This window comes from Sphingopyxis bauzanensis, from assembly GCF_002205675.1.
In the GTDB taxonomy this organism is placed as follows: Bacteria; Pseudomonadota; Alphaproteobacteria; order Sphingomonadales; family Sphingomonadaceae; genus Sphingopyxis; species Sphingopyxis bauzanensis.
Genome location: NZ_NISK01000002.1, coordinates 154,814 through 174,265, shown reverse-complemented (window position 1 = coordinate 174,265; position 19,452 = coordinate 154,814). Strand labels below are relative to the sequence as shown.

Here is a 19,452-nt window from a genome sequence, read left to right as displayed (position 1 = left end):
GTTGCGAACCTCAAAACAGGCCGTCCATCGCTCCGCCGTTATCGACATCGGATCGAACTCGGTCCGCCTCGTCGTCTATGAAGGACCGGCGCGCGCGCCCGCGGTGATCTTTAACGAAAAGGTCGCAGCCGGGCTGGGCCGCGGCCTCGCAATCGATGGCCGCATCGCCGACGAGGATGCCAAGCGCGGCCTGACCGCGCTGCGCCGCTACGCGCTGCTCGCCAAACATATGGAGGTCAAGAACCTGCAATGTGTCGCGACCGCGGCGGTGCGTGACGCCGAAAACGGTCCCGAATTTATTGCCGCTGCGGCCGAGGCTGGGCTCAAAATTCGCCTGTTGTCGGGCGAGGAAGAAGCCGAAGCCGCGGGCTACGGCGTGTTGTCGGCGATCCCCGACGCGCATGGCATCGCGGTCGACCTCGGCGGTGGCAGCCTTGAACTGGCCGAGGTGGCCAATGGTCAGGTCGGACGCCGCGCGTCCTTCCCGCTCGGGGTGTTGCGCCTGCCCGCGCTGCGCAAGGATGGCCAACAGACGTTCGAGCGCGCGGTCCGCAAGATGCTCCGGACGGCAGGCTGGCCCGGCGGCATGACCGGCCTGCCGCTCTATCTGGTCGGCGGATCGTGGCGCGCGCTATCGCGTCTCGACCTGGAATTGACGCAGGATCCGCTCGCGGTGCTCGACCAGCACAGCCTGCCGCGGGCTGCACTGCGGCGCCTCGTTCGCGCTACCAACCGGCTGACGTTCGAAGAGTTGCGCGCGATCCCCGGCATGGCGTCGAACCGTGCCGCTGCCTTGCCCGACGCGGCGGCGCTGCTCGCGGCGTTGGTCAATATCCTCGATGTCCCCGAAATGACGGTGTCGTCGTCGGGCCTGCGCGAAGGGCTGCTCTATCAGGCGCTCGACGCTGAAACGCGCGCGCAGGATCCGCTGATCGTCGCCGCCGAGTTTGAGGGGCGCCGGCTCGCACGCTTTGCCCCGCATGGCCGCGCGATCACCGAATGGATTGCGCCGCTGTTTACTGGCGAGGCACCCGCCGACAGCCGCGTCCGGCTCGCCGCCAGCCTGCTCAGCGATGTCGCCTGGTCTGCCAACCCCGACTTCCGTGCCGAACGCGGGACCGAGATCGGGCTGCACGGCAACTGGCGCGGCATCGATATTCCGGGGCGCATCCTGCTCGCGCGCGCGCTTCATGCTGGCTTCGGCGGTGCCGACAGCGATTTTCCCGACATGGGGCCGCTTGTGGCGCCCGAACGGTTGGCGCGGGCGCGGCAATGGGGGCTCGCGATCCGGCTGGCGCAGCGGCTGACCGGCGGGGTCGAGGCGCCGCTGAAAGCCAGCCATATCGCGCTGGTGGGTGGGAAACTGCGGCTCAGCCTCGACAAGGGGTGGCACCATCTGGCGGGTGAATCGGTCGAGCGCCGACTGCGGTCGCTGGCGCAGGCGCTGGATACCAAGCCGGACATGATGCTGCTTTAGACGCGTCGCCGTCGCGAAGGGGGGCGTTATCATTTTGCGCAGCGACGCAGGAGAAGGCTGCCATCGGCCGCGATCAGAGGCACGCGTCTCTGCATCACCCTTCGCGGGGGCGACGTCTGTTTAAGTCTCGGCTGCCGTCGCCGCGTCGATTTCGCTCATCACCAGCTTGCCGTGCTTGACCGCAAAGCCCATCCGGCCTTCGACCAGGTTGAGCGCGGCAAAGCCGAACACATCGTATCGCCAGCCTTGCAACATCGCGATACCCTCACGGCCGCCCGCCGCGAGTGCTTCCAGATCGTCGCTGCGCGCGATCAGGCGCGATGCGACGTTGAGTTCACGGGCGCGGATTTTCAGCAGCAGCTTCAGCAGGTCGGCAACCAGGGCGCCTTCCTTGCCCAGCCCCGGGCCGCGCGGAGCGCGGTCGGGCATGTCGTCCTTGTCCATCGGCTTGGCGCTGGCGATCGCGTCCATCAGCCGCGCGCCGATATCGTTGCCGCGCCAGGTCGCCGACAGCCCGCGGACGCGGCCTAACCCGTCCTGATCCTTCGGCGGATGCGCCGCGATGTCGGCGAGTGTCTCGTCCTTGACGATGCGCCCACGCGGCAGGTTCTTCGACCGCGCCTCGCGTTCACGCCATGCGGCGAGCGCCTGCAACCGGCCCAGCACATCAGGCTTGCGCGAAGGGATTTTGATCCGCTGCCAAGCGTTTTCGGGATCAAGATTATAGTTCGACGGATCGGCCAGCTTTTCCATTTCCTCGTCGAGCCAGTGACCCCGACCGGTCTTGACCAGCTTGTCGAGCATCATCGGGAAAATCTTGGCGAGATGGGTGACGTCGCCGACGGCATAGTCGATCTGGCGCTTGTCGAGCGGGCGGCGGCTCCAGTCGGTAAAGCGCGCACCCTTGTCGAGTTGCAGCCCGATCCAAGCCTCGACCAGGTTCGAATAACCGACTTGTTCGGCCTGGCCGATCGCCATCTGGCCGATCTGGGTGTCGAAAATCGGATGCGGCGTCTTGCCGGTCAGGTTGAAGATAATTTCGACATCCTGCCCGCCGGCATGAAAGACCTTCAGCATATCCTCATTGTCGACCAGCAGGTCGAGCAGCGGCTTCAGGTCCATGCCCGGGGCGAGCGGATCGATCGCCGCGGCATGCTCGCGGTCGGCGACCTGGATCAGGCACAGCTCTGGCCAAAAGGTGTTTTCGCGCATGAATTCGGTATCGACGGCGATGAAATCGCTGCGACTGATAAGGGCGCAGAATTCGACGAGCGCGGCGTTGGTTTCGATCAACGGATGGACTTGCATAGCGCGCCTATACAGCTAGTTGAAAAGAACGGGCAGGAAAAATTGTCCGTACTCTTCGGGTCGCGGAACCGGAATACCGGTCAGGGGAAAAACGAAGGGATTTGGGGCATGATGTGGGTCGGTTGGGTGCTGGCTGCGCTCGGTTTTGCGCTGCTCGTCGGGCAATATGCCGCGGGGCAGGCGGATATTTTCGTCTCGATCGCCAATCCGCGGCCGCTTGATGAAGAATCGATGGTGGTGATGCTGAAAGGCTGGGGGTTCGCGGTGCAGGCGGTGCAACCGTTCCTGACGCCGGAATCCGATCATGGCCTGTGCGATGTACGCGTATTCGCGACGCGGCGACAGATGTTGGTGGCGATAGCGAGTTTCGGGTTCCTGCGCCCGGTCACCCTCGCTTGGCGCGCCCACGCCGGCGTGCTTCCGCTGGGAGACGCCTGATGCCGATCGTGCGACTCGGCGACGAAGGACGCTGGACCAATTATCACGGTACCGGAACTTGCGAAGCGGCGACGCGCTTTGCGCTGCGCAGCGGCGATGCGGAGCGCGGCCGCGACGAGATCGCGATTGCTTCCGGATCGGTGCAAGACTGGCTGGTTGATGCGGTGGCGGCGCAGCGCCGCGTCCGGCCGCTCGGCGCGGGTTGGTCACCGTCAAACATCAATATTGCCTCCCAATGCTGGTTGCTCCACACGCGGCGTTTCAACCGCTGTTTCGGCATCGACGCCGCCGACGTCCGGCCCGGTGTCGACGCCAGCGGGCTGATGCTGGTCGAGGCGGGAGCGCTGGTTGACGAAGTGTCGGACAAGCTGGAGGCACAGGGGCGTTCGCTGTGGACGAGCGGCGCGGGCAATGGTCAGACCTTCGCGGGTGCGTGTGCCACCGGCACCCACGGGTCGATGATCGCCAGCGGTGGCATCCAGGATCATATTCGGGCGGTGCAGATTGTGACGCCCGCGGGCATTCACTGGATCGAACCCGCGACAGGGTTGATGAACGATGCCTTCGTCGCTGCTACGGGTTCGGTGCCGATGCGCGACGATGATTTGTTCGCCGCGTCGCAGCTGCCGGTCGGTTCGCTGGGGATCATCACGGCGCTGGTCGTGGATAGCGTGCCAAAATTCCTCGTCCGTCCAATTCAGAATCTGCGCAAGGTCGATCGCGCGGCGCTCGGCTGGCTGGCGGCGGGCGATTTCCGCCGCTTCTCGGCCGCCTATGCACTCGATCGGGATCCCGATTTTGTTCAGATGATCGTGAATCCCTATAAACCGTTCAAGCGCCCCGCGATGCTGCGGTTCCTCTATCGCGAGCCGTGGCGCGACGATTATCCACGCGCGACACCAGGACAGCTGGGGGCAGGCTATGATGCGCTCAGCCTGCTTGGACGGCTCCTCGACGATTATCCCTGGGCGCGGGGTGCGTTGCTGCAATTCGCGATGAAGCAGGGCTATGCGAGCGGCCCTGACGTTGATGTGCCGCCGGTGTACGGCAGTTGGGGGGAGGGTCTGGATACGCACCGTCCGCTCGCCGACCTGTTCAACGCCTCGGTGACAATTGACCGCGCCGATCTGGCGCATGCATTCGAGCTCATCTGCGATGTCTATGCGCGGCACGGCGGCTCGACCGTCATCACCGTGCGCTTCATGGCGCGCGCCGAGGGTTTGCTGGCGCCAGCGCGCTTCCCGCACAATGCGGTGATCGATTTCGACGGACCACGCAGCCCGCGCACCGCCGACGCCTACGCCCGCGTCGTCGAACGGCTCGATGCCGAGGGGATCGCCTTCACGCGCCATTGGGCCAAAAGCTGCCGCCTCGACGCGGCGCGCGTCGCTGCCGACTATGGCGAGGATTTCCGCCGCTGGCGCGCCGCCCGCGACCGGCTGCTTCCCGATCCCGCCCATCGCGCGCTGTTCGGTAGCGAGATACTCGACGGGCTGGGGCTGACCTGCTGATTGGCCTTCAACCCTTGACAAATGGCGCGCCGCGCTGCCTTAGGCGCGGCCATATTAGCGTGTTTTCTACGCGCGCTCCCGAACATTGAAAGACGATCCCATGCACGCCTATCGCACCCATAACTGCGGCCAGCTTCGCGCCGAACAGGTCGGCCAGTCGGTCCGCGTCTCGGGCTGGGTGCATCGCAAGCGCGATCATGGCGGTCTGTTGTTCGTCGACCTGCGCGACCATTATGGCCTGACCCAGATCGTCGCCGACAGCAGCGATGCGGCGTTCGCGATCCTCGATGGCCTGCGCGCCGAAAGCGTCGTGACGATCACCGGCGACGTCGTTGCGCGCTCGCCCGAAACGGTCAACGCCAACCTGCCCACCGGCGCGATTGAAGTGCGCGCGCGCGATGTTGTCGTCCAGTCGGCGGCAATCGAGCTGCCGATGCCGGTCGCGGGCGAACAGGATTATCCCGAGGATATCCGCCTGAAATACCGCTTCCTCGACTTGCGCCGCGAACGTCTCCACGCCAACATCATGCTGCGCTCTAACGTGATTGCGTCCTTGCGCCGCCGCATGGTCGATCAGGGCTTCACCGAGTTCCAGACCCCGATCCTGACCGCTTCGTCGCCTGAGGGCGCGCGCGACTATCTGGTGCCCAGCCGCGTTCATCCCGGCAAATTCTATGCGCTGCCGCAGGCGCCGCAGATGTTCAAACAGCTGCTGATGGTCGCGGGCTTCGACCGCTATTTTCAGATCGCGCCCTGCTTCCGCGACGAAGACGCCCGTGCCGACCGTTCGCCCGGTGAATTTTACCAGCTCGATTTCGAAATGAGCTTTGTTACGCAGGATGACGTGTTTGGCGCGATCGAACCTGTGCTCGCGGGGGTGTTCGAAGAGTTTGCGAACGGCAAGTCAGTGACCCCGGCGGGTTCGTTCCCGCGCATTCCGTACCGGGAATCAATGCTGAAATATGGCAATGACAAGCCCGACCTGCGCAACCCGCTAATCATCACCGACGTGTCGTCGCATTTCACCGGCTCGGGCTTCGGCCGCTTCGCCGACATCGTCGCTGCGGGCGACGTCGTGCGCGCGATCCCGGCGCCTGCAACCGCCGAGAAGAGCCGCAAATTCTTCGACGACATGAACAGCTGGGCACAGGGCGAAGGCTTTGCGGGCCTCGGCTATGCAACGCGCAAGGGCGGCGAATGGGGCGGTCCTATCGCCAAGAACCACGGCAGCGACAAGATGGATGCGCTCGCCGCCGAGCTCGGCACCGGCCCCGACGACGGCTTGTTCTTTGCCGCGGGCAAGGAGGCTATGGCGGCGAAGCTCGCGGGCCTCGCGCGCACCCGCGTCGCCGAGCAGCTCGACCTCATCGACCCGAACAAATTCGAAATGTGCTGGATCGTCGACTTCCCGATGTTCGAAGCCGACGAGGATACCGGCAAGATCGATTTCAGCCATAACCCGTTTTCGATGCCGCAGGGTGAGCTCGAAGCGCTCGAAACAAAAGACCCGCTCGACATCTTGGCCTGGCAATATGACATCGTCTGCAACGGCGTCGAACTGTCGTCGGGCGCGATCCGAAACCATCGCCCGGACATCATGTACAAGGCATTCGAAATCGCGGGCTACAGCCAAGCCGATGTTGACGCGAACTTCAGCGGCATGATCAACGCCTTCAAATTCGGCGCGCCGCCGCATGGCGGTTCGGCCCCCGGCGTCGATCGCATTGTCATGCTGCTCGCCGACGAGCCGAACATCCGCGAGGTCGTCGTCTTCCCGATGAACCAGAAGGCCGAGGATCTGATGATGAATGCCCCGGCACCGGTCAGCGACAAGCAGCTCAAGGAACTCGGCATCCGCATCGTGGATGGACCAAAGGGCTGAGCGTGAGTGAAGCGCCGCGCGAGCACCGGCTGGACACGCCGGCGGGCGAGATTTGCTGGTTCGAATGGGGTGAGCCGTCGGACCGGCCTTCGCTGCTGCTGCTCCACGCGACGGGTTTTCACGCGCGGTTGTGGGATCGGGTGGTCGCGGCCTTGCCGCATGGAACGCACGTCATTGCGCCCGATCAACTGGGCCATGGTCGCAGCGCCAAGCCCGCGTCGCTGTCCGACTGGGCCAAGACCGCCGACGCGCTGCTGCCGCTGGTCGACCGATTTGCCGGAACGCCGCTCATTGGATGCGGCCACAGCATGGGCGGTTACGTCCTGACCCGGCTCGCAGCCGAGCGGCGCAATGCCTTTGCGCATATCTTTCTGATCGATCCGGTAATCATGCCGCCCGAAATTTATATCGGAGCGGCCGATGCACCGGTACCCGATCCGGCGGAGCATCCAGTGGCGCGGCGGCGCAGCCGTTGGGATGGCTGGGAAGCCATGAACGCGCATTTCGCATCGCGTCCGCCCTACGCGCATTGGCAGCGAGAGGCGCTCGCCGACTATTGCCGGTTCGGCCTGCTCGCTGCCCCGGATGGTGAGGGCTGGGAGCTTGCCTGCCCGCCCGCGCTCGAAGCGTCGGTGTATCAGAACGCCCTGCGCACTAATCCGCACGACTGGCTGGAATGCCTCGCCGTGCCGACGAGCGTGATCCGCGCCAGGACCGGGGAACGCGCGGGCACTCTCGATTTCTCGGTCAGCCCGACCTGGCCTGACCTTGGCGCTGCGTTGGGCGCGGTGCGCGACGAGCAATGGGCCGATCAAAGCCATTTCATCCCGATGGAGGCGCCGCAGCGCCTCGCCGACCTGATCGCTACCGAATTCTGACCCCGGTGCCTGCGCTGTTTTGACAGCGCTGTCCCATAAATCGACATCGCCGCTTCGGGCTTGGTCTGACTGCATGGGTTGGGCTAGGGATAGCGTCATGACCATTTCCCTTTCCGATCACGAATCCGGCACCAAATATGACGGCGACTATGACGACGCCATGGAAACGCTGCAGGAGCGGCTTGAGCGTGTGCAGGCGGCACATATTACGCACGGCCAGCGCAGCGTCATCATGTTCGAGGGCTGGGACGCGGCGGGGAAGGGCGGCATCATCAAACGCATGACCGCGCTGCTCGATCCGCGCTATTTCGAGGTGTGGCCGATCGGCGCACCGACCGACGAGGAAAAGGCGCGCCATTTCCTGTGGCGCTTCTGGAAGCGACTGCCCGGCAATCGTGAGATTTCGATCTTTGACCGCAGCTGGTATGGCCGCGTCCTCGTCGAGCGGGTCGAGGGGTTCGCAACCGAGGCCGAATGGCGCAAGGGCTATGACGAGATCAACGAGTTCGAGGCGCAGCTGACCGGCAGCCGCACCAACCTCGTCAAGCTTTTCGTTCACGTGACGCAGGAAGAGCAGGACAAGCGCTTTGCCGACCGCCTCGATGCCCCCTGGAAGCGGTGGAAAACCGGCGCCGATGACTATCGCAACCGCGCCAAGCGCAAAGACTATCTCGCCGCGATGGACGAGATGTTCGCGCAGACGAACACGCGCTGGGCGCCGTGGAAGGTGATCGATGGCAACAACAAGAAAGCGGCGCGCATCGCCGCGCTGACCCATATCGCCGAGGCGCTGGAGGCGATCGTGCCGATGACGCCCCCCGATCTGGACCCGGCGGTCGTCAAACTGGCTACCAAAGCCTTTGGCTACAAGCCCAAAGTCTAGGTTTTTCGCGGCCTACGGGTAGCCATCACCGGCCTTGCTCGCTACATGGGGGTGATGAGCCGCGCCAAAAGATCCGACGATTGGGGATTTCCCCGCTGGCGCCCCTATGGCTCGGGCAACGAAGCGCAAAAGGTTCGCCTGTGCGACCGGCACGGCTGCACCAATCCCGGCAACTGCCCCGCGCCGAAATCGCCGAACAGCCCCGAACGCTGGTATTTCTGCGAAACCCATGCCGCCGAATATAATCGCGGCTGGGACTATTTCGAAGGCCTGAGCGCCGAAGATGCCGCCGCGCGCGCCGCTGACGAGACGCGCGATGCCGGGGCTTACGCCAAGGCGCAGCATTATGCCTGGGGCGGATCGGGCGACGGCAGCCGCAGCGCCGACGAAATGCGCGCGCTGGAGATCCTCGATCTGGAACCCGACGCCGATTTCGAGACGACGAAAAAGGCGTGGCGCGCGCTCGCCAAGGAAACGCACCCCGACGTCAAGCCGGGCGATGCCGCCGCCGCCAAACGCTTCTCGGCAGGGCAGGCGGCGTTCGAGGTTCTGAAACAGGCTGAAGACCGGAAAAGCTGGAAACCGGCTTAAGTTATGCGGTCGGCCGCGACCGATTGCGGACGTAAAGCCCTCTCCCCTTGAGAGAGGAGAATGACAGCCACTTCCCAAATCGGCGACCGGCAAACCGTGGCGAAACCGCCCCTCACTGCACGCGCGTTACCCTCATGCCGTCGGCTTCCAGTATCGCCGGTACGCCATCGACGCCCAGCAGATGTCCTGCGCCAACCGCCATCATCACCGTGCCGGGCTCAGCCATCCGTCGTTTCACCCATGCGGCCCAGCGGCGGTTGCGGTCGGTGACGATCGCCAGGCGGGCAGCCGGCACCGCGTCGACATCGTCGTTGACCATCTGTTCCATCGCCGCGACATCGCCGCGGCTCCACACGGCGGTCAGTTTGGTAACGTCATCGACCGCCTCGTTCGCGCCGACGGCGGCGCGGGTCAACAATGTGCGCTGGGTCCGCGCGTCAAGATTTTCGAACAGCATCAGCTGGCCTCGCGCCGATTCCAGCCCGCGGATTGGCTTGCCCGCCGCGCGGAATTTATCGGTCAGTGCGCGTTCGACGCCTGCTGCCGGTGACAGATCGGCATCGCGCGCGGCACGCTGTCCGATTAAAATCACGATTGCCCAATCGTCGAGTTGGTCCGCGTCCAGTTTGCCACCGCTCGCCTCGAAGGCGCGAAAGCGGGCCAACGGTTTTCCGGACAGCCGCGCCTCGATCGGTAGCGGGGCTGCCCGTGTCGCCAGTTCCCGGAATATCCGTCCTGCGGCACCGGCTTGCTGCGGCGACAATTCCATCATCAGTTCGTCGGCGGCGGCGATCGCCTGCCCTACTGCGCCGCCATCCCAATCGGTTCCGGGCGGCAGCGCGTGCATCGTGCCGAGCAGGTAAATCTTGGTGTCGTCATCGGTGACCAGCCACATCGCCGGCTTTGCCTGCGGTGCGGGTTCGGGCGTGCCGCACCCCGCCAGCAACAACGGCAAAAGGGCCGCCGCAAAGCGGCGACCCCAATGGCCGGCGGGATGCGTTGCCGTCGTCAATAGTCGATGCGCGTCGCAGTCAGGCCGCGGTCCTTCAGATAATCCTGCACGCTCTTTTCGCCCGCCAAATGCCCGGCGCCGACCGCGATGAACACCGTGCCCGGCTTGTCCATCCGCGTCTTGATCTGGTCGGCCCAGCGCTCGTTGCGCTCATACAGCAGCATGGCGGCAAGTTCCGGCGTCGCCGCCAGACTGTCGTTCATCACGACGGCGAGCCCGTCGGGATCGCCCTTCGCCCACAGCCCGACCATCTTGTCGAGCGTCGGGCCGAGCTTGTCGAGATCCTTGACCACCGAATTGAGGAAGGCGACCTGCTGCGTATCAGGCAACTGGTCGAAGAAGCCGAGCTGTTCTTCGAGCGTTTCAAGCCCTGCAACCGGCTTGCCATCGGCTTTGGCGAATTTGGTCAGCAGCTTCTCTGCGCCCTGTTCCGGATCATAACCCAGCTTGGTCAGCGGTAGCACCGACAGCGTCATCGCCGGAAACCAGGGCTCGAAACTGTCGAACGCATTGGCCGGCAGCCCGACGCTGACCATCGCGGCCTGATAGGCCTGGAGCTGCTCGGGGGTCAGGCGCGAGGGGATGGTCTTGCCGGTGGTGTCCATCGCCAGCGGCATCATCGTTTTGGCCACCGCGGCCTGATCTTCGGGCATGACGATTTCCAGCATCATCTCGTCCGATTTGTCGAACGCGGTCTTCACCGCTTCGTCGAACCAGCTGAGGCCGGGTTTCAGCACATGAACAGTGCCGAACAGATAGATTGTCGTGTCATCGTCCTTGACCACCCACAGTGCCGGATCGGCGTCGGTCGGCGCAGCGGCCGCGGCGGCCGGAGCGGGTTCAGTGGCTGCAGCGACATTGCTGCCGGGCAGCACCGCGCACTGCGCAAAGGGGATGACCGCGCAGGTCGTGGCGAGGATTTTGAACCATTTTTTCATCGGAAGAATGTCCTTTTATCTATGGCGCTTATGGCCGGAGGGGGGTGGGAAGGGGAGAGGGAAAGTGTTCAGCGGAACTTGAACCAGAAATATACGATTCCGTTGACGATCAGCGACAGGGCAAACAGCTGCATCGCGTCGACCGGCGGCGCCAGATCGGCGCGCCACAGCACCCACCAGACGGGGCAGGGCATGACAAAGGCGTAGAAACCCGCGAGCGCCCCGAGATGATAGGCCCGCCGCTCATGATCGTCGATCGTGCGGTGATAGAGGAACAGCGCGACGATCAGCCCGACGATCCACAGCAATGACAGGCCAATGGCAATATTCGGCGTCATCGCGCTGTTGCTGAGCAGGCCGTCGGCGCCTTGCGGCCCGGTCTGCAACACCAGCGCGGTGACGAATCCGAGCGCGCCCGACAGGATGACGCTGATCCAATAGAGCCGCTTGCGCGGCGACCAGCTGCGGAACGAGTCAGCGTGGCGACGAACATAGAGCGCCAGCGCAATGCCGCCGAGCGCGACAGCGAACAGCGGCCCTACCCAGGGTGCTATCGCAGCCTCGCCCGATTCCGTAGCGGACTGATTATAGCCAGCAAAACCGCCCGCCAGCATCGCAGTGCCAAGGCCGATTGCGACCGGCACCCACATCGAGGGGGCGCGGCGCGGTTTGGGATCAATGTCCATCGTCATGTCCTTCATGGCCATCGTCGAAAATCTCCTCGATCGGCATCGCGAACAATCGTGCCAGTTTGAAGGCGAGCGGCAGCGACGGGTCGTATTTCCCCGTCTCGATCGCGTTCACCGCTTGGCGCGACACGTCGAGCCGGTCGGCCAGTTCGGCCTGGCTCCAGTTCCGCATCGCGCGCAGCACCTTGAGCTGGTTGTTCATCGTCGATCCCGTTGTCAGGCAACACTGACCGAATGTCAGGTGTTATTGACTAAATGACATGATTCGCTGACTGTGTCAACAAGACCTTACATCGCCCCGAAATGACGGGCTGCGCGACAGTTCGCCAACATCCGCGCCGCACGCGCCTTGACCCTGCACGCGCCCTGCGCCAAGGGCAGCGACACTTGTTGCACCTGCGAAAGAGCGGACAGTGGCCGACGCGGCGGAGAAGAAATCCTTAAGCTTTCAGGACATGATCCTGACGCTGCACGCCTATTGGGCGGCGCGCGGTTGTGCGATCCTGCAACCCTATGACATGCGCGTCGGCGCAGGGACATTTCACCCCGCAACCACGCTGCGCAGCCTCGGCCCCGAGCCATGGAACGTCGCTTATGTCCAGCCGAGCCGCCGCCCGACCGACGGCCGCTATGGCGAGAACCCGAACCGACTCCAGCATTATTACCAATATCAGGTGATCCTGAAGCCATCGCCCGCCGACCTGCAGGAACAATATCTGGGCAGCCTCGCCGCGATCGGTATCGACCCGCTGCTCCACGACATCCGCTTTGTCGAGGACGACTGGGAAAGCCCGACGCTCGGTGCGTGGGGGCTGGGCTGGGAAGTCTGGTGCGACGGGATGGAAGTCACCCAGTTCACCTATTTCCAGCAGATGGGCGGCTTCGACTGCAAACCCGTCGCGGGCGAGCTGACCTACGGGCTCGAACGACTCGCCATGTATATCCAGAATGTCGACAATGTATACGACCTGCGCTTTTCCGACCCCGTCGGCGACGTGCCGGGCGTGAGCTATGGCGACGTGTTCCTTGAGAATGAAAAGCAGTTCTCGAAATGGAATTTCGAGGTGGCCGACACCGACGGGCTGTTTGCGGGGTTCAAGGCGGCCGAGGCCGAATGCCAGCGCGCGATCGAAGCGAACGTTCCGCTCGCCGCCTATGATCAGGCGATCGAAGCGAGCCACCTGTTCAACCTGCTCCAGGCGCGCGGCGTCATCAGCGTCCAGGAACGCGCCAACTACATGGCGCGCGTGCGCGACCTCGCCAAAGGCAGCTGCAAGGCATGGATCGACAGCCAGTCCGACGCATGGAGCGCGAAATACCCGGGGTGGACGCTGTGACCGACTTCCTCCTTGAACTGCGCAGCGAGGAAATTCCTGCTCGGATGCAGGCTGGCGCACGCGCCGAACTCGACAAATTGTTTCGCGCCCAGATGTCTGCCGCGGGCATCGACGTCGGCGACCTCAGCATCTGGTCGACGCCGCGGCGCCTCGCGCTGATTGCGCGCGACCTGCCGGAAGCAACCGCCGCGGTCAGCGAAGAACTCAAAGGCCCGCGCAGCAGCGCGCCGCCGCAGGCGCTCGAAGGTTTCCTTCGCAAGACCGGGCTGACGCAGGACCAGCTCGAAGACCGCGACGGCGTATATTTTGCGGTGATCGACAAGCCCGGTCGCGCGACCGCCCAGCTGCTGGCCGAGGCTATCCCCGCGATCATTCGCGCCTTTGCCTGGCCCAAATCGATGCGCTGGGGCAAGGACAGCGCGAGCAGCGAAAGCCTGCGCTGGGTCCGCCCGTTGTCGGGCATCGTTGCTATCTTTGGCGAAGAGCTGGTGCCGAGCGAGATCGGCGGAATTGCCGCAGGTTTTGCGACGCGCGGCCACCGTTTCCACTGCCCGGGCGAAATCACGATCGGCTCGGCGTTGGACTATGCCGAAAAGCTGCGGGCGTGCCATGTCATCGTCGATCACGAGGAGCGGCAGGCGATCATCCGAGACGGCGCCGCCAAGGCCGCCGCCGACGCGGGGCTGACACTGGTCGCGGACGAAGGGCTGGTGATCGAGAATGCCGGGCTGACCGAATGGCCGGTGCCGTTGCTGGGGCGTTTCGACGAAGCGTTTCTGGAAGTGCCACCCGAGGTAATCCAGTTGACGGCGCGCGTGAACCAGAAATATTTTGTAGTGAATGACGCGGCGGGCAAGCTGGCGAACGGCTTTGTTTGCACCGCGAACATTGCGGCGCAGGATGGCGGCGCGGAGATCGTTGCGGGGAACCGCAAGGTGCTCGCGGCGCGGCTTTCGGATGCACGTTTCTTTTGGGAGCAGGATCGCAAGATCAAGCTGGAAGACCACGCAAAGAAGCTGGATCGCATCACCTTCCACGAAAAGCTCGGCACCGTCGCCGACAAGGTCGAGCGCGTCGCGAAGCTGGCCGAATGGCTGGCGAGCGAAGGCATCGTCCCGAACTGCGACCCCGCCCTCGCGCGGCAGGCAGCGGAACTGGCGAAAGCCGACCTCGTCACCGAAATGGTCGGCGAATTCCCCGAACTGCAAGGCCTGATGGGCGGCTACTACGCCCGCGCCGAAGGCCTGCCCGATGCGGTCGCGGATGCGATCCGCGATCATTACAAGCCGGTCGGGCAGGGCGATGACGTGCCGACGGCGCCGGTGACGGTGGCTGTGGCGTTGGCGGATAAGCTGGATACGTTGGTTGGCTTTTTTGGCTACGGCCTGAAACCGACGGGGTCCAAGGATCCGTTTGCTTTGAGGCGGGCTGCTATTTCAATTCTTCAATTGATTGAGCGCGGTGGCATTCGCGTTCATCTCAGACCGCTCCTATTTCGTCTATCTTTGGCCTGCTACCAGCAAGCAATCGCTCGCGCATATTTTGAACGGTTTGGCAAAGTTGCGGACGTCTTTGGCGCAGAGTCGAATGACGAGAAATATGATCTTCTCATGCGCCTTCAGGGCATTGAGCCGAGGCTGGAGACAGATGCGCTAAATCCCAAAACTGCCGCTTCCCAGGTTCTCGAATTTCTGATTGACCGCCTCAAGGTGCAGCAACGCGAAGCCGGCGTTCGTCACGACCTGATTGACGCCGTGTTTGCGCTCGGCGGCGAGAATGATCTGGTTCGGCTGCTTGCGCGGGTCAATGCGTTGCAGGCGTTTATGGCGAGTGATGACGGGGCGAATTTGCTGGCGGGGTATAAACGCGCCGCGAATATTCTGAAACAGGCGGGCAAAGATATCGTCATCCCAGCGAAAGCTGAGATCGCTGGCGATGGTGAGCCCACGATAGCGGCCCCAGATTTCGCGGGGGCGACGGATATCGACAAGACCCTCCTTACCGCCCTCGACAGCGCCGAACCCGCCGCCTCCACCGCCGTCGCCGAAGAACGCTTCACCGACGCCATGGCCGCGCTCGCCTCGCTCCGCGCCCCGATCGACGCGTTTTTCGACGGCGTGATGGTCAACGACCCCGACGAAACGTTGCGCGCCTATCGGCTCGGCCTGCTCGCCCGATTTACCGGCGCGGTGCATGGCGTTGCCGATTTCTCGAAGATCGAGGGCTGACGCATCGGCTATGCGCCGCTCCTTATAACGAACGAAGTAAATCTGAATCGACGATAGACATTCCCGACCCTATCCAGCCGCAACCTCCTCCCCGGGGCAGCAGGAGCATATGATGACGAAGATGGTGCATTTGTTTGGCGGCGCGGCCACGACGGCCGAGCGTTCGAAGGAATTGCTGGGCGGCAAGGGATCGAACCTTGCCGAAATGGCCTCGATCGGCCTGCCGGTGCCCCCGGGCTTTACGATCACCACCGACGTCTGCACCGCTTATTATGCCAATGGCGAACAATTCCCCGCGGGCCTGATTGAACAGGTCACCGCGGGTATCAACCACATCGAAGGCATCACCGGCAAAGTGTTTGGCGACGCCGCCGATCCGCTGCTCGTGTCGGTGCGCTCGGGCGCGCGTGTGTCGATGCCGGGGATGATGGATACCGTCCTCAACCTGGGGCTCAACGACAAGACCGTCATCGGCCTGTCCGAAGCGTCGGGAGACCCGCGTTTCGCGTGGGACAGCTATCGCCGTTTCGTCCAGATGTACGCCGACGTCGTCATGGGGCTCGACCATGCCGAGTTCGAGGAAGCGCTGGAAATTGCCAAAGAAGACAGGGGTTTCTACCTCGACACCGAGATGTCGGCTGAAGATTGGCAGGCGCTGGTCAAGGAATATCAGGCGATCGTCGAACGCGAAACCGGCGCGCCATTCCCGCAGGATCCGAACGATCAGCTGTGGGGTGCGGTTGGCGCCGTGTTCGCCAGCTGGGAAAGCGACCGCGCGAAAGTCTATCGCCGCCTGAACTCGATCCCTGCCGAATGGGGCACTGCGGTGAATGTGCAGGCGATGGTCTTCGGCAATATGGGCGACACCTCGGCGACGGGCGTCGCCTTCACCCGCGACCCCGCGACCGGCGAGCGCGCCTGGTACGGCGAATGGCTGATCAACGCCCAGGGCGAGGACGTCGTCGCGGGCATCCGCACCCCGCAATATCTGACCACCGCAGCGCGCGAGCGGGCGGGCGCCAAGCCGCTGTCGATGGAAGAGGCAATGCCGGAGACGTTTGGCGAGCTGGGCCGCGTCTTCGATACGCTCGAAACCCATTACCGCGACATGCAGGACATCGAATTCACCGTCGAGCGCGGCACTTTGTGGATGCTCCAGACGCGGTCAGGCAAGCGCACCGCCAAGGCAGCGCTGAAGATCGCGGTCGATATGGCGGCCGAGGGGCTGATCACCGAAGAGGAAGCCGTGGGCCGCGTCGATCCAGGCGCGCTCGATCAGTTGCTCCATCCGACGCTCGACCCCAACGCGCCGCGCGATGTGCTGACCAAGGGGCTGCCCGCCAGCCCCGGCGCCGCGTCGGGCAAGATCATGTTCACCGCCGATGCGGCCGAAAAAGCCGCGGAGATGGGCGAGGCGGTCATTCTGGTGCGCGTCGAGACGTCGCCCGAAGACATCCACGGCATGCACGCCGCCAAGGGCATCCTCACCGCGCGCGGCGGGATGACCAGCCACGCCGCGGTCGTCGCACGCGGCATGGGGCGTCCGTGCGTGTCGGGCGCGGGCGGGCTGTCGATCGACGGCAATGCGCGCGTGCTGCGCGTCGCCGGGCGAGAACTGCGCGAGGGCGATATCATCACCCTCGACGGATCGACTGGTGAAGTGATGGCCGGCGAGGTCAAGACCCTGCTGCCCGAACTGGTCGGCGATTTCGGTACGCTGATGGTGTGGGCCGACAAGGTCCGCCGCATGAAGGTGCGCGCCAACGCCGAAACGCCGCAGGACGCGCAGGTCGCACGCGATTTCGGCGCCGAAGGCATCGGGCTTTGCCGCACCGAACATATGTTCTTCGACGCCGCGCGGATCACCGCGGTGCGCGAGATGATTCTGGCCGAAAATGAGGCGGGTCGCCGCGTTGCGCTCGCCAAATTGCTGCCCGAACAGCGGGCGGATTTCGCGGGGATTTTCGAGGTCATGGCGGGGCTGCCAGTGACGATCCGCCTGCTCGATCCGCCGCTCCACGAATTCCTGCCGACGCGCGAAGAGGATTTCGCCGACGTCGCCGCGGCGGCGGGCGTGGGCATCGAGGCACTGAAGGCGCGTGCCAACGAACTGCATGAATTCAACCCGATGCTGGGCCATCGCGGCTGCCGTCTCGGCGTCACCTACCCCGAAATCTATGAGATGCAGGCGCGCGCGATTTTCGAGGCGGCTTGCGACGTGGCCGCTGCCACCGGCGCGGCGCCGATCCCCGAGGTGATGATCCCGCTCGTCGCGACGCGCCGCGAGTTCGACTTGATGAAGGCGGTCGTCGACGCACAGGCCAAGGCAGTGTTCGCCGAAAAGGGCCGCGAGATCGCCTATCTGGTCGGCACGATGATCGAACTGCCGCGCGCCGCGTTGATGGCCGGCGAGATTGCCGAGACGGCGGAATTTTTCAGCTTTGGCACCAACGATTTGACCCAGACGACGATCGGCATCAGCCGCGACGATGCGGGACGCTTCCTGACCCAATATGTCGATAAGGGCATCTTCCTGACCGACCCGTTCGTCAGCCTCGATGTCGAAGGCGTCGGGCAGCTGATCGAACTGGCGGCGGAGCGCGGGCGCAAGACGCGTCCCGACGTGAAGCTTGGCATCTGCGGCGAGCACGGCGGCGACGCGCCGAGCATCCATTTCTGCGAAAAAACCGGCCTCGACTATGTCAGCGCCTCGCCGTACCGTGTGCCGATTGCACGGCTGGCGGCAGCCCAGGCGGCGTTGAAGGCGAAATAGTCGTCGCCCCCGTGAAGGTGACGACAGGGGGAGCACGTCATGAAGAGCTGGCACCGCTATGCGACCGCCCTTGTCGGCGGCCTGACCGTCGGCCTCGGTGCCGCCTGGGCGCTCACCAACGGCGGGCTCAGCAATGGCGCGATTGCCAACGGGCCGTGGACGACCTCGCTGGGCTTTGGCACCAAGGCGACAGATCCCGTCACCCGCGCGCTGGTCGCCCGCGCCGGCCTGCTCGCACTACCCGCGAAGGAAACGGTCTATTGGTCGGCGACGACCGATGCCGCGGGCGCGCCGCTCGATGGCAATTGCCGCTACCGCCTGTCGGGAAAACCGCTCGATGCGCGCTGGTGGAGCGTAACCATCTATGATGCCAAAGGCTATCTGGTTGCCAATCCGGCGGATATCTGGTCGGTCAACGGCGCCAGTGTTGCGCTTGATGCCAAGGGCGAATGGGGCGTCACAATCGCGCCCACAAAGCCTGCCGATGGCGCGTGGCTGCCGGGCACCAGGGACCAGCCGTTCCACCTGACGCTCCGCATGTACAATCCGGGAACCGCATTCCGGGCCGACCCGGCGAAGGCGGTGCTGCCGCAAATCGTCAAGGAGGGCTGCTGACATGCGTAACTGGCTCGGCCCGCTCGCCTTTGGTCTCATCCTTTCTGCCGCAACCGCATGGGCGGCAATCGGTGCGATTCCCTATGGGCTGATGAAAATCGCATCGGACCGGCTGGGGCAAAGCGGCGTCAATACCATGTCGCATGGCAATCTGGCCAATCCCGATCGCCAGCCAGTTGTGCGGCCCAGCCCCGATCTTGCATATTCCAGCTGCCCTTATGATCTGTCGGCGGGGCCGCTGGCAATCGACGTGACGCCGGTTCCGGATCGTTACAGCTCGCTCAGCGTCTTCGATGCCGCGACCGACGTGATCTTTGTCCGCAACGATGTTGAGGCAGCGGACAAGCCGTTCCGAATCATCCTGGCGCGCGAAGGGCAGGCGGTCCCCGCGGGCGTCGAAGTGGTTCGCACGAACCATGATCGCGGCATCGCGCTGATCCGCCTGCTTTTGAAAGACCCCAAGGAAATCGGCGGCCTTGATGCGGTGCGCCGCCAATCATCCTGTGCCACGGTCACAAAGCTGAAATAGGGGGTTGCGCCCCCACGCGACGCCCCTTAAAGGCGCCTCTCCACGCACCCGTAGCTCAGCTGGATAGAGCATCAGACTACGAATCTGAGGGTCGGGCGTTCGAATCGCTCCGGGTGCACCATTTCTTTCAATAGCTTGGCAAATTTGCTCGGCGTACTGGCGTCGAGCTAGCAAGCACGTAGCAAGCACCACGATTGATTTCGGCGGTTGGATGCCCACCGTTGCCAAAGACGAAGCTGCTTTAGTTTCATAACGAAACCCAAAGATGGGTACCCCCCTCGTGCGTTCTCGCATTTCAGAGCGCCATTGAGGGTGGCGCAAACTTTCCTTTTATAATTTTCCTTTTTTCCCGATTCATCTGCA

At 64.1% G+C, this 19,452-nt stretch carries 17 protein-coding genes and 1 tRNA gene; 13 read left to right on the top strand and 5 right to left on the bottom strand.

Annotated elements, in window-relative coordinates; translation table 11 throughout:
* Position 1: 1 nt before the first annotated feature.
* Positions 2-1,477: a Ppx/GppA family phosphatase gene (locus CDQ92_RS07395; protein ID WP_229667181.1), complete on the top strand. Its 1,476-nt coding sequence runs from the start codon at positions 2-4 to the stop codon at positions 1,475-1,477.
* A gap of 120 nt (positions 1,478-1,597) precedes the next feature.
* Here CDQ92_RS07395 and rnd read toward each other — a convergent pair whose 3' ends face one another.
* Positions 1,598-2,785 (bottom strand): ribonuclease D, encoded by a 1,188-nt coding sequence (gene rnd, locus CDQ92_RS07390; protein WP_088440779.1) that lies wholly within the window; start codon positions 2,783-2,785, stop codon positions 1,598-1,600.
* 108 nt (positions 2,786-2,893) lie between these two features.
* Here rnd and CDQ92_RS07385 point away from each other — a divergent pair, with 108 nt between their 5' ends.
* The 6 genes from CDQ92_RS07385 (at position 2,894) to CDQ92_RS07360 (ending at position 8,968) form a co-directional block, all read left to right on the top strand.
* Positions 2,894-3,223 (top strand): hypothetical protein, encoded by a 330-nt coding sequence (locus tag CDQ92_RS07385; protein ID WP_088440778.1) that lies wholly within the window; start codon positions 2,894-2,896, stop codon positions 3,221-3,223.
* The gene (locus CDQ92_RS07380; protein WP_088440777.1) at positions 3,223-4,734 is read left to right on the top strand and encodes an FAD-binding protein; all 1,512 of its coding nucleotides are present in this window, start codon (positions 3,223-3,225) and stop codon (positions 4,732-4,734) included. Before CDQ92_RS07385 ends, CDQ92_RS07380 begins: the two co-directional genes overlap by 1 nt.
* 100 nt (positions 4,735-4,834) lie before the next feature.
* Positions 4,835-6,616: an aspartate--tRNA ligase gene (gene aspS, locus CDQ92_RS07375; RefSeq protein ID WP_088440776.1), complete on the top strand. Its 1,782-nt coding sequence runs from the start codon at positions 4,835-4,837 to the stop codon at positions 6,614-6,616.
* 2 nt (positions 6,617-6,618) lie between these two features.
* Positions 6,619-7,494: an alpha/beta fold hydrolase gene (locus CDQ92_RS07370; protein ID WP_088440775.1), complete on the top strand. Its 876-nt coding sequence runs from the start codon at positions 6,619-6,621 to the stop codon at positions 7,492-7,494.
* A 97-nt stretch (positions 7,495-7,591) separates the two neighbouring features.
* The gene (locus CDQ92_RS07365) at positions 7,592-8,377 is read left to right on the top strand and encodes a polyphosphate kinase 2 family protein (RefSeq protein WP_088440774.1); all 786 of its coding nucleotides are present in this window, start codon (positions 7,592-7,594) and stop codon (positions 8,375-8,377) included.
* A gap of 54 nt (positions 8,378-8,431) precedes the next feature.
* Positions 8,432-8,968 (top strand): J domain-containing protein, encoded by a 537-nt coding sequence (locus CDQ92_RS07360; protein WP_088441451.1) that lies wholly within the window; start codon positions 8,432-8,434, stop codon positions 8,966-8,968.
* Positions 8,969-9,080: 112 nt separating this feature from the next.
* Here CDQ92_RS07360 and CDQ92_RS07355 read toward each other — a convergent pair whose 3' ends face one another.
* From CDQ92_RS07355 to CDQ92_RS07340, 4 genes are all read right to left on the bottom strand, one after another.
* Positions 9,081-9,923, bottom strand: coding sequence for a TraB/GumN family protein (locus tag CDQ92_RS07355; RefSeq protein ID WP_237246116.1), 843 nt, complete (start codon positions 9,921-9,923; stop codon positions 9,081-9,083).
* Positions 9,924-9,976: 53 nt separating this feature from the next.
* Entirely contained in the window at positions 9,977-10,918 is a 942-nt protein-coding gene (locus CDQ92_RS07350) for a TraB/GumN family protein (protein WP_088440773.1), read from the bottom strand.
* A gap of 68 nt (positions 10,919-10,986) precedes the next feature.
* On the bottom strand, positions 10,987-11,619 hold the full coding sequence (locus CDQ92_RS07345) for a hypothetical protein (protein ID WP_237246115.1): 633 nt from the start codon (positions 11,617-11,619) through the stop codon (positions 10,987-10,989).
* A complete protein-coding gene (locus CDQ92_RS07340) occupies positions 11,594-11,809 on the bottom strand; it encodes a helix-turn-helix transcriptional regulator (protein WP_088440772.1) in 216 nt (71 codons plus the stop codon). Before CDQ92_RS07340 ends, CDQ92_RS07345 begins: the two co-directional genes overlap by 26 nt.
* A 253-nt stretch (positions 11,810-12,062) precedes the next feature.
* Here CDQ92_RS07340 and CDQ92_RS07335 point away from each other — a divergent pair, with 253 nt between their 5' ends.
* The 6 genes from CDQ92_RS07335 (at position 12,063) to CDQ92_RS07310 (ending at position 19,210) form a co-directional block, all read left to right on the top strand.
* Positions 12,063-12,944 (top strand): glycine--tRNA ligase subunit alpha, encoded by an 882-nt coding sequence (locus CDQ92_RS07335; protein WP_088440771.1) that lies wholly within the window; start codon positions 12,063-12,065, stop codon positions 12,942-12,944.
* The gene (glyS, locus tag CDQ92_RS07330; RefSeq protein ID WP_088441448.1) at positions 12,941-15,172 is read left to right on the top strand and encodes a glycine--tRNA ligase subunit beta; all 2,232 of its coding nucleotides are present in this window, start codon (positions 12,941-12,943) and stop codon (positions 15,170-15,172) included. Before CDQ92_RS07335 ends, glyS begins: the two co-directional genes overlap by 4 nt.
* A gap of 112 nt (positions 15,173-15,284) precedes the next feature.
* Complete coding sequence (gene ppdK / locus CDQ92_RS07325) at positions 15,285-17,945, top strand: pyruvate, phosphate dikinase (protein WP_188682292.1); 2,661 nt, start codon at positions 15,285-15,287, stop codon at positions 17,943-17,945.
* Positions 17,946-17,984: 39 nt separating this feature from the next.
* Positions 17,985-18,560 (top strand): DUF1214 domain-containing protein, encoded by a 576-nt coding sequence (locus tag CDQ92_RS07320; protein WP_088440769.1) that lies wholly within the window; start codon positions 17,985-17,987, stop codon positions 18,558-18,560.
* Position 18,561: 1 nt separating this feature from the next.
* Entirely contained in the window at positions 18,562-19,089 is a 528-nt protein-coding gene (locus CDQ92_RS07315) for a DUF1254 domain-containing protein (RefSeq protein ID WP_088440768.1), read from the top strand.
* A gap of 44 nt (positions 19,090-19,133) precedes the next feature.
* Positions 19,134-19,210 (top strand) — tRNA-Arg (locus tag CDQ92_RS07310).
* Positions 19,211-19,452 lie beyond the last annotated feature (242 nt).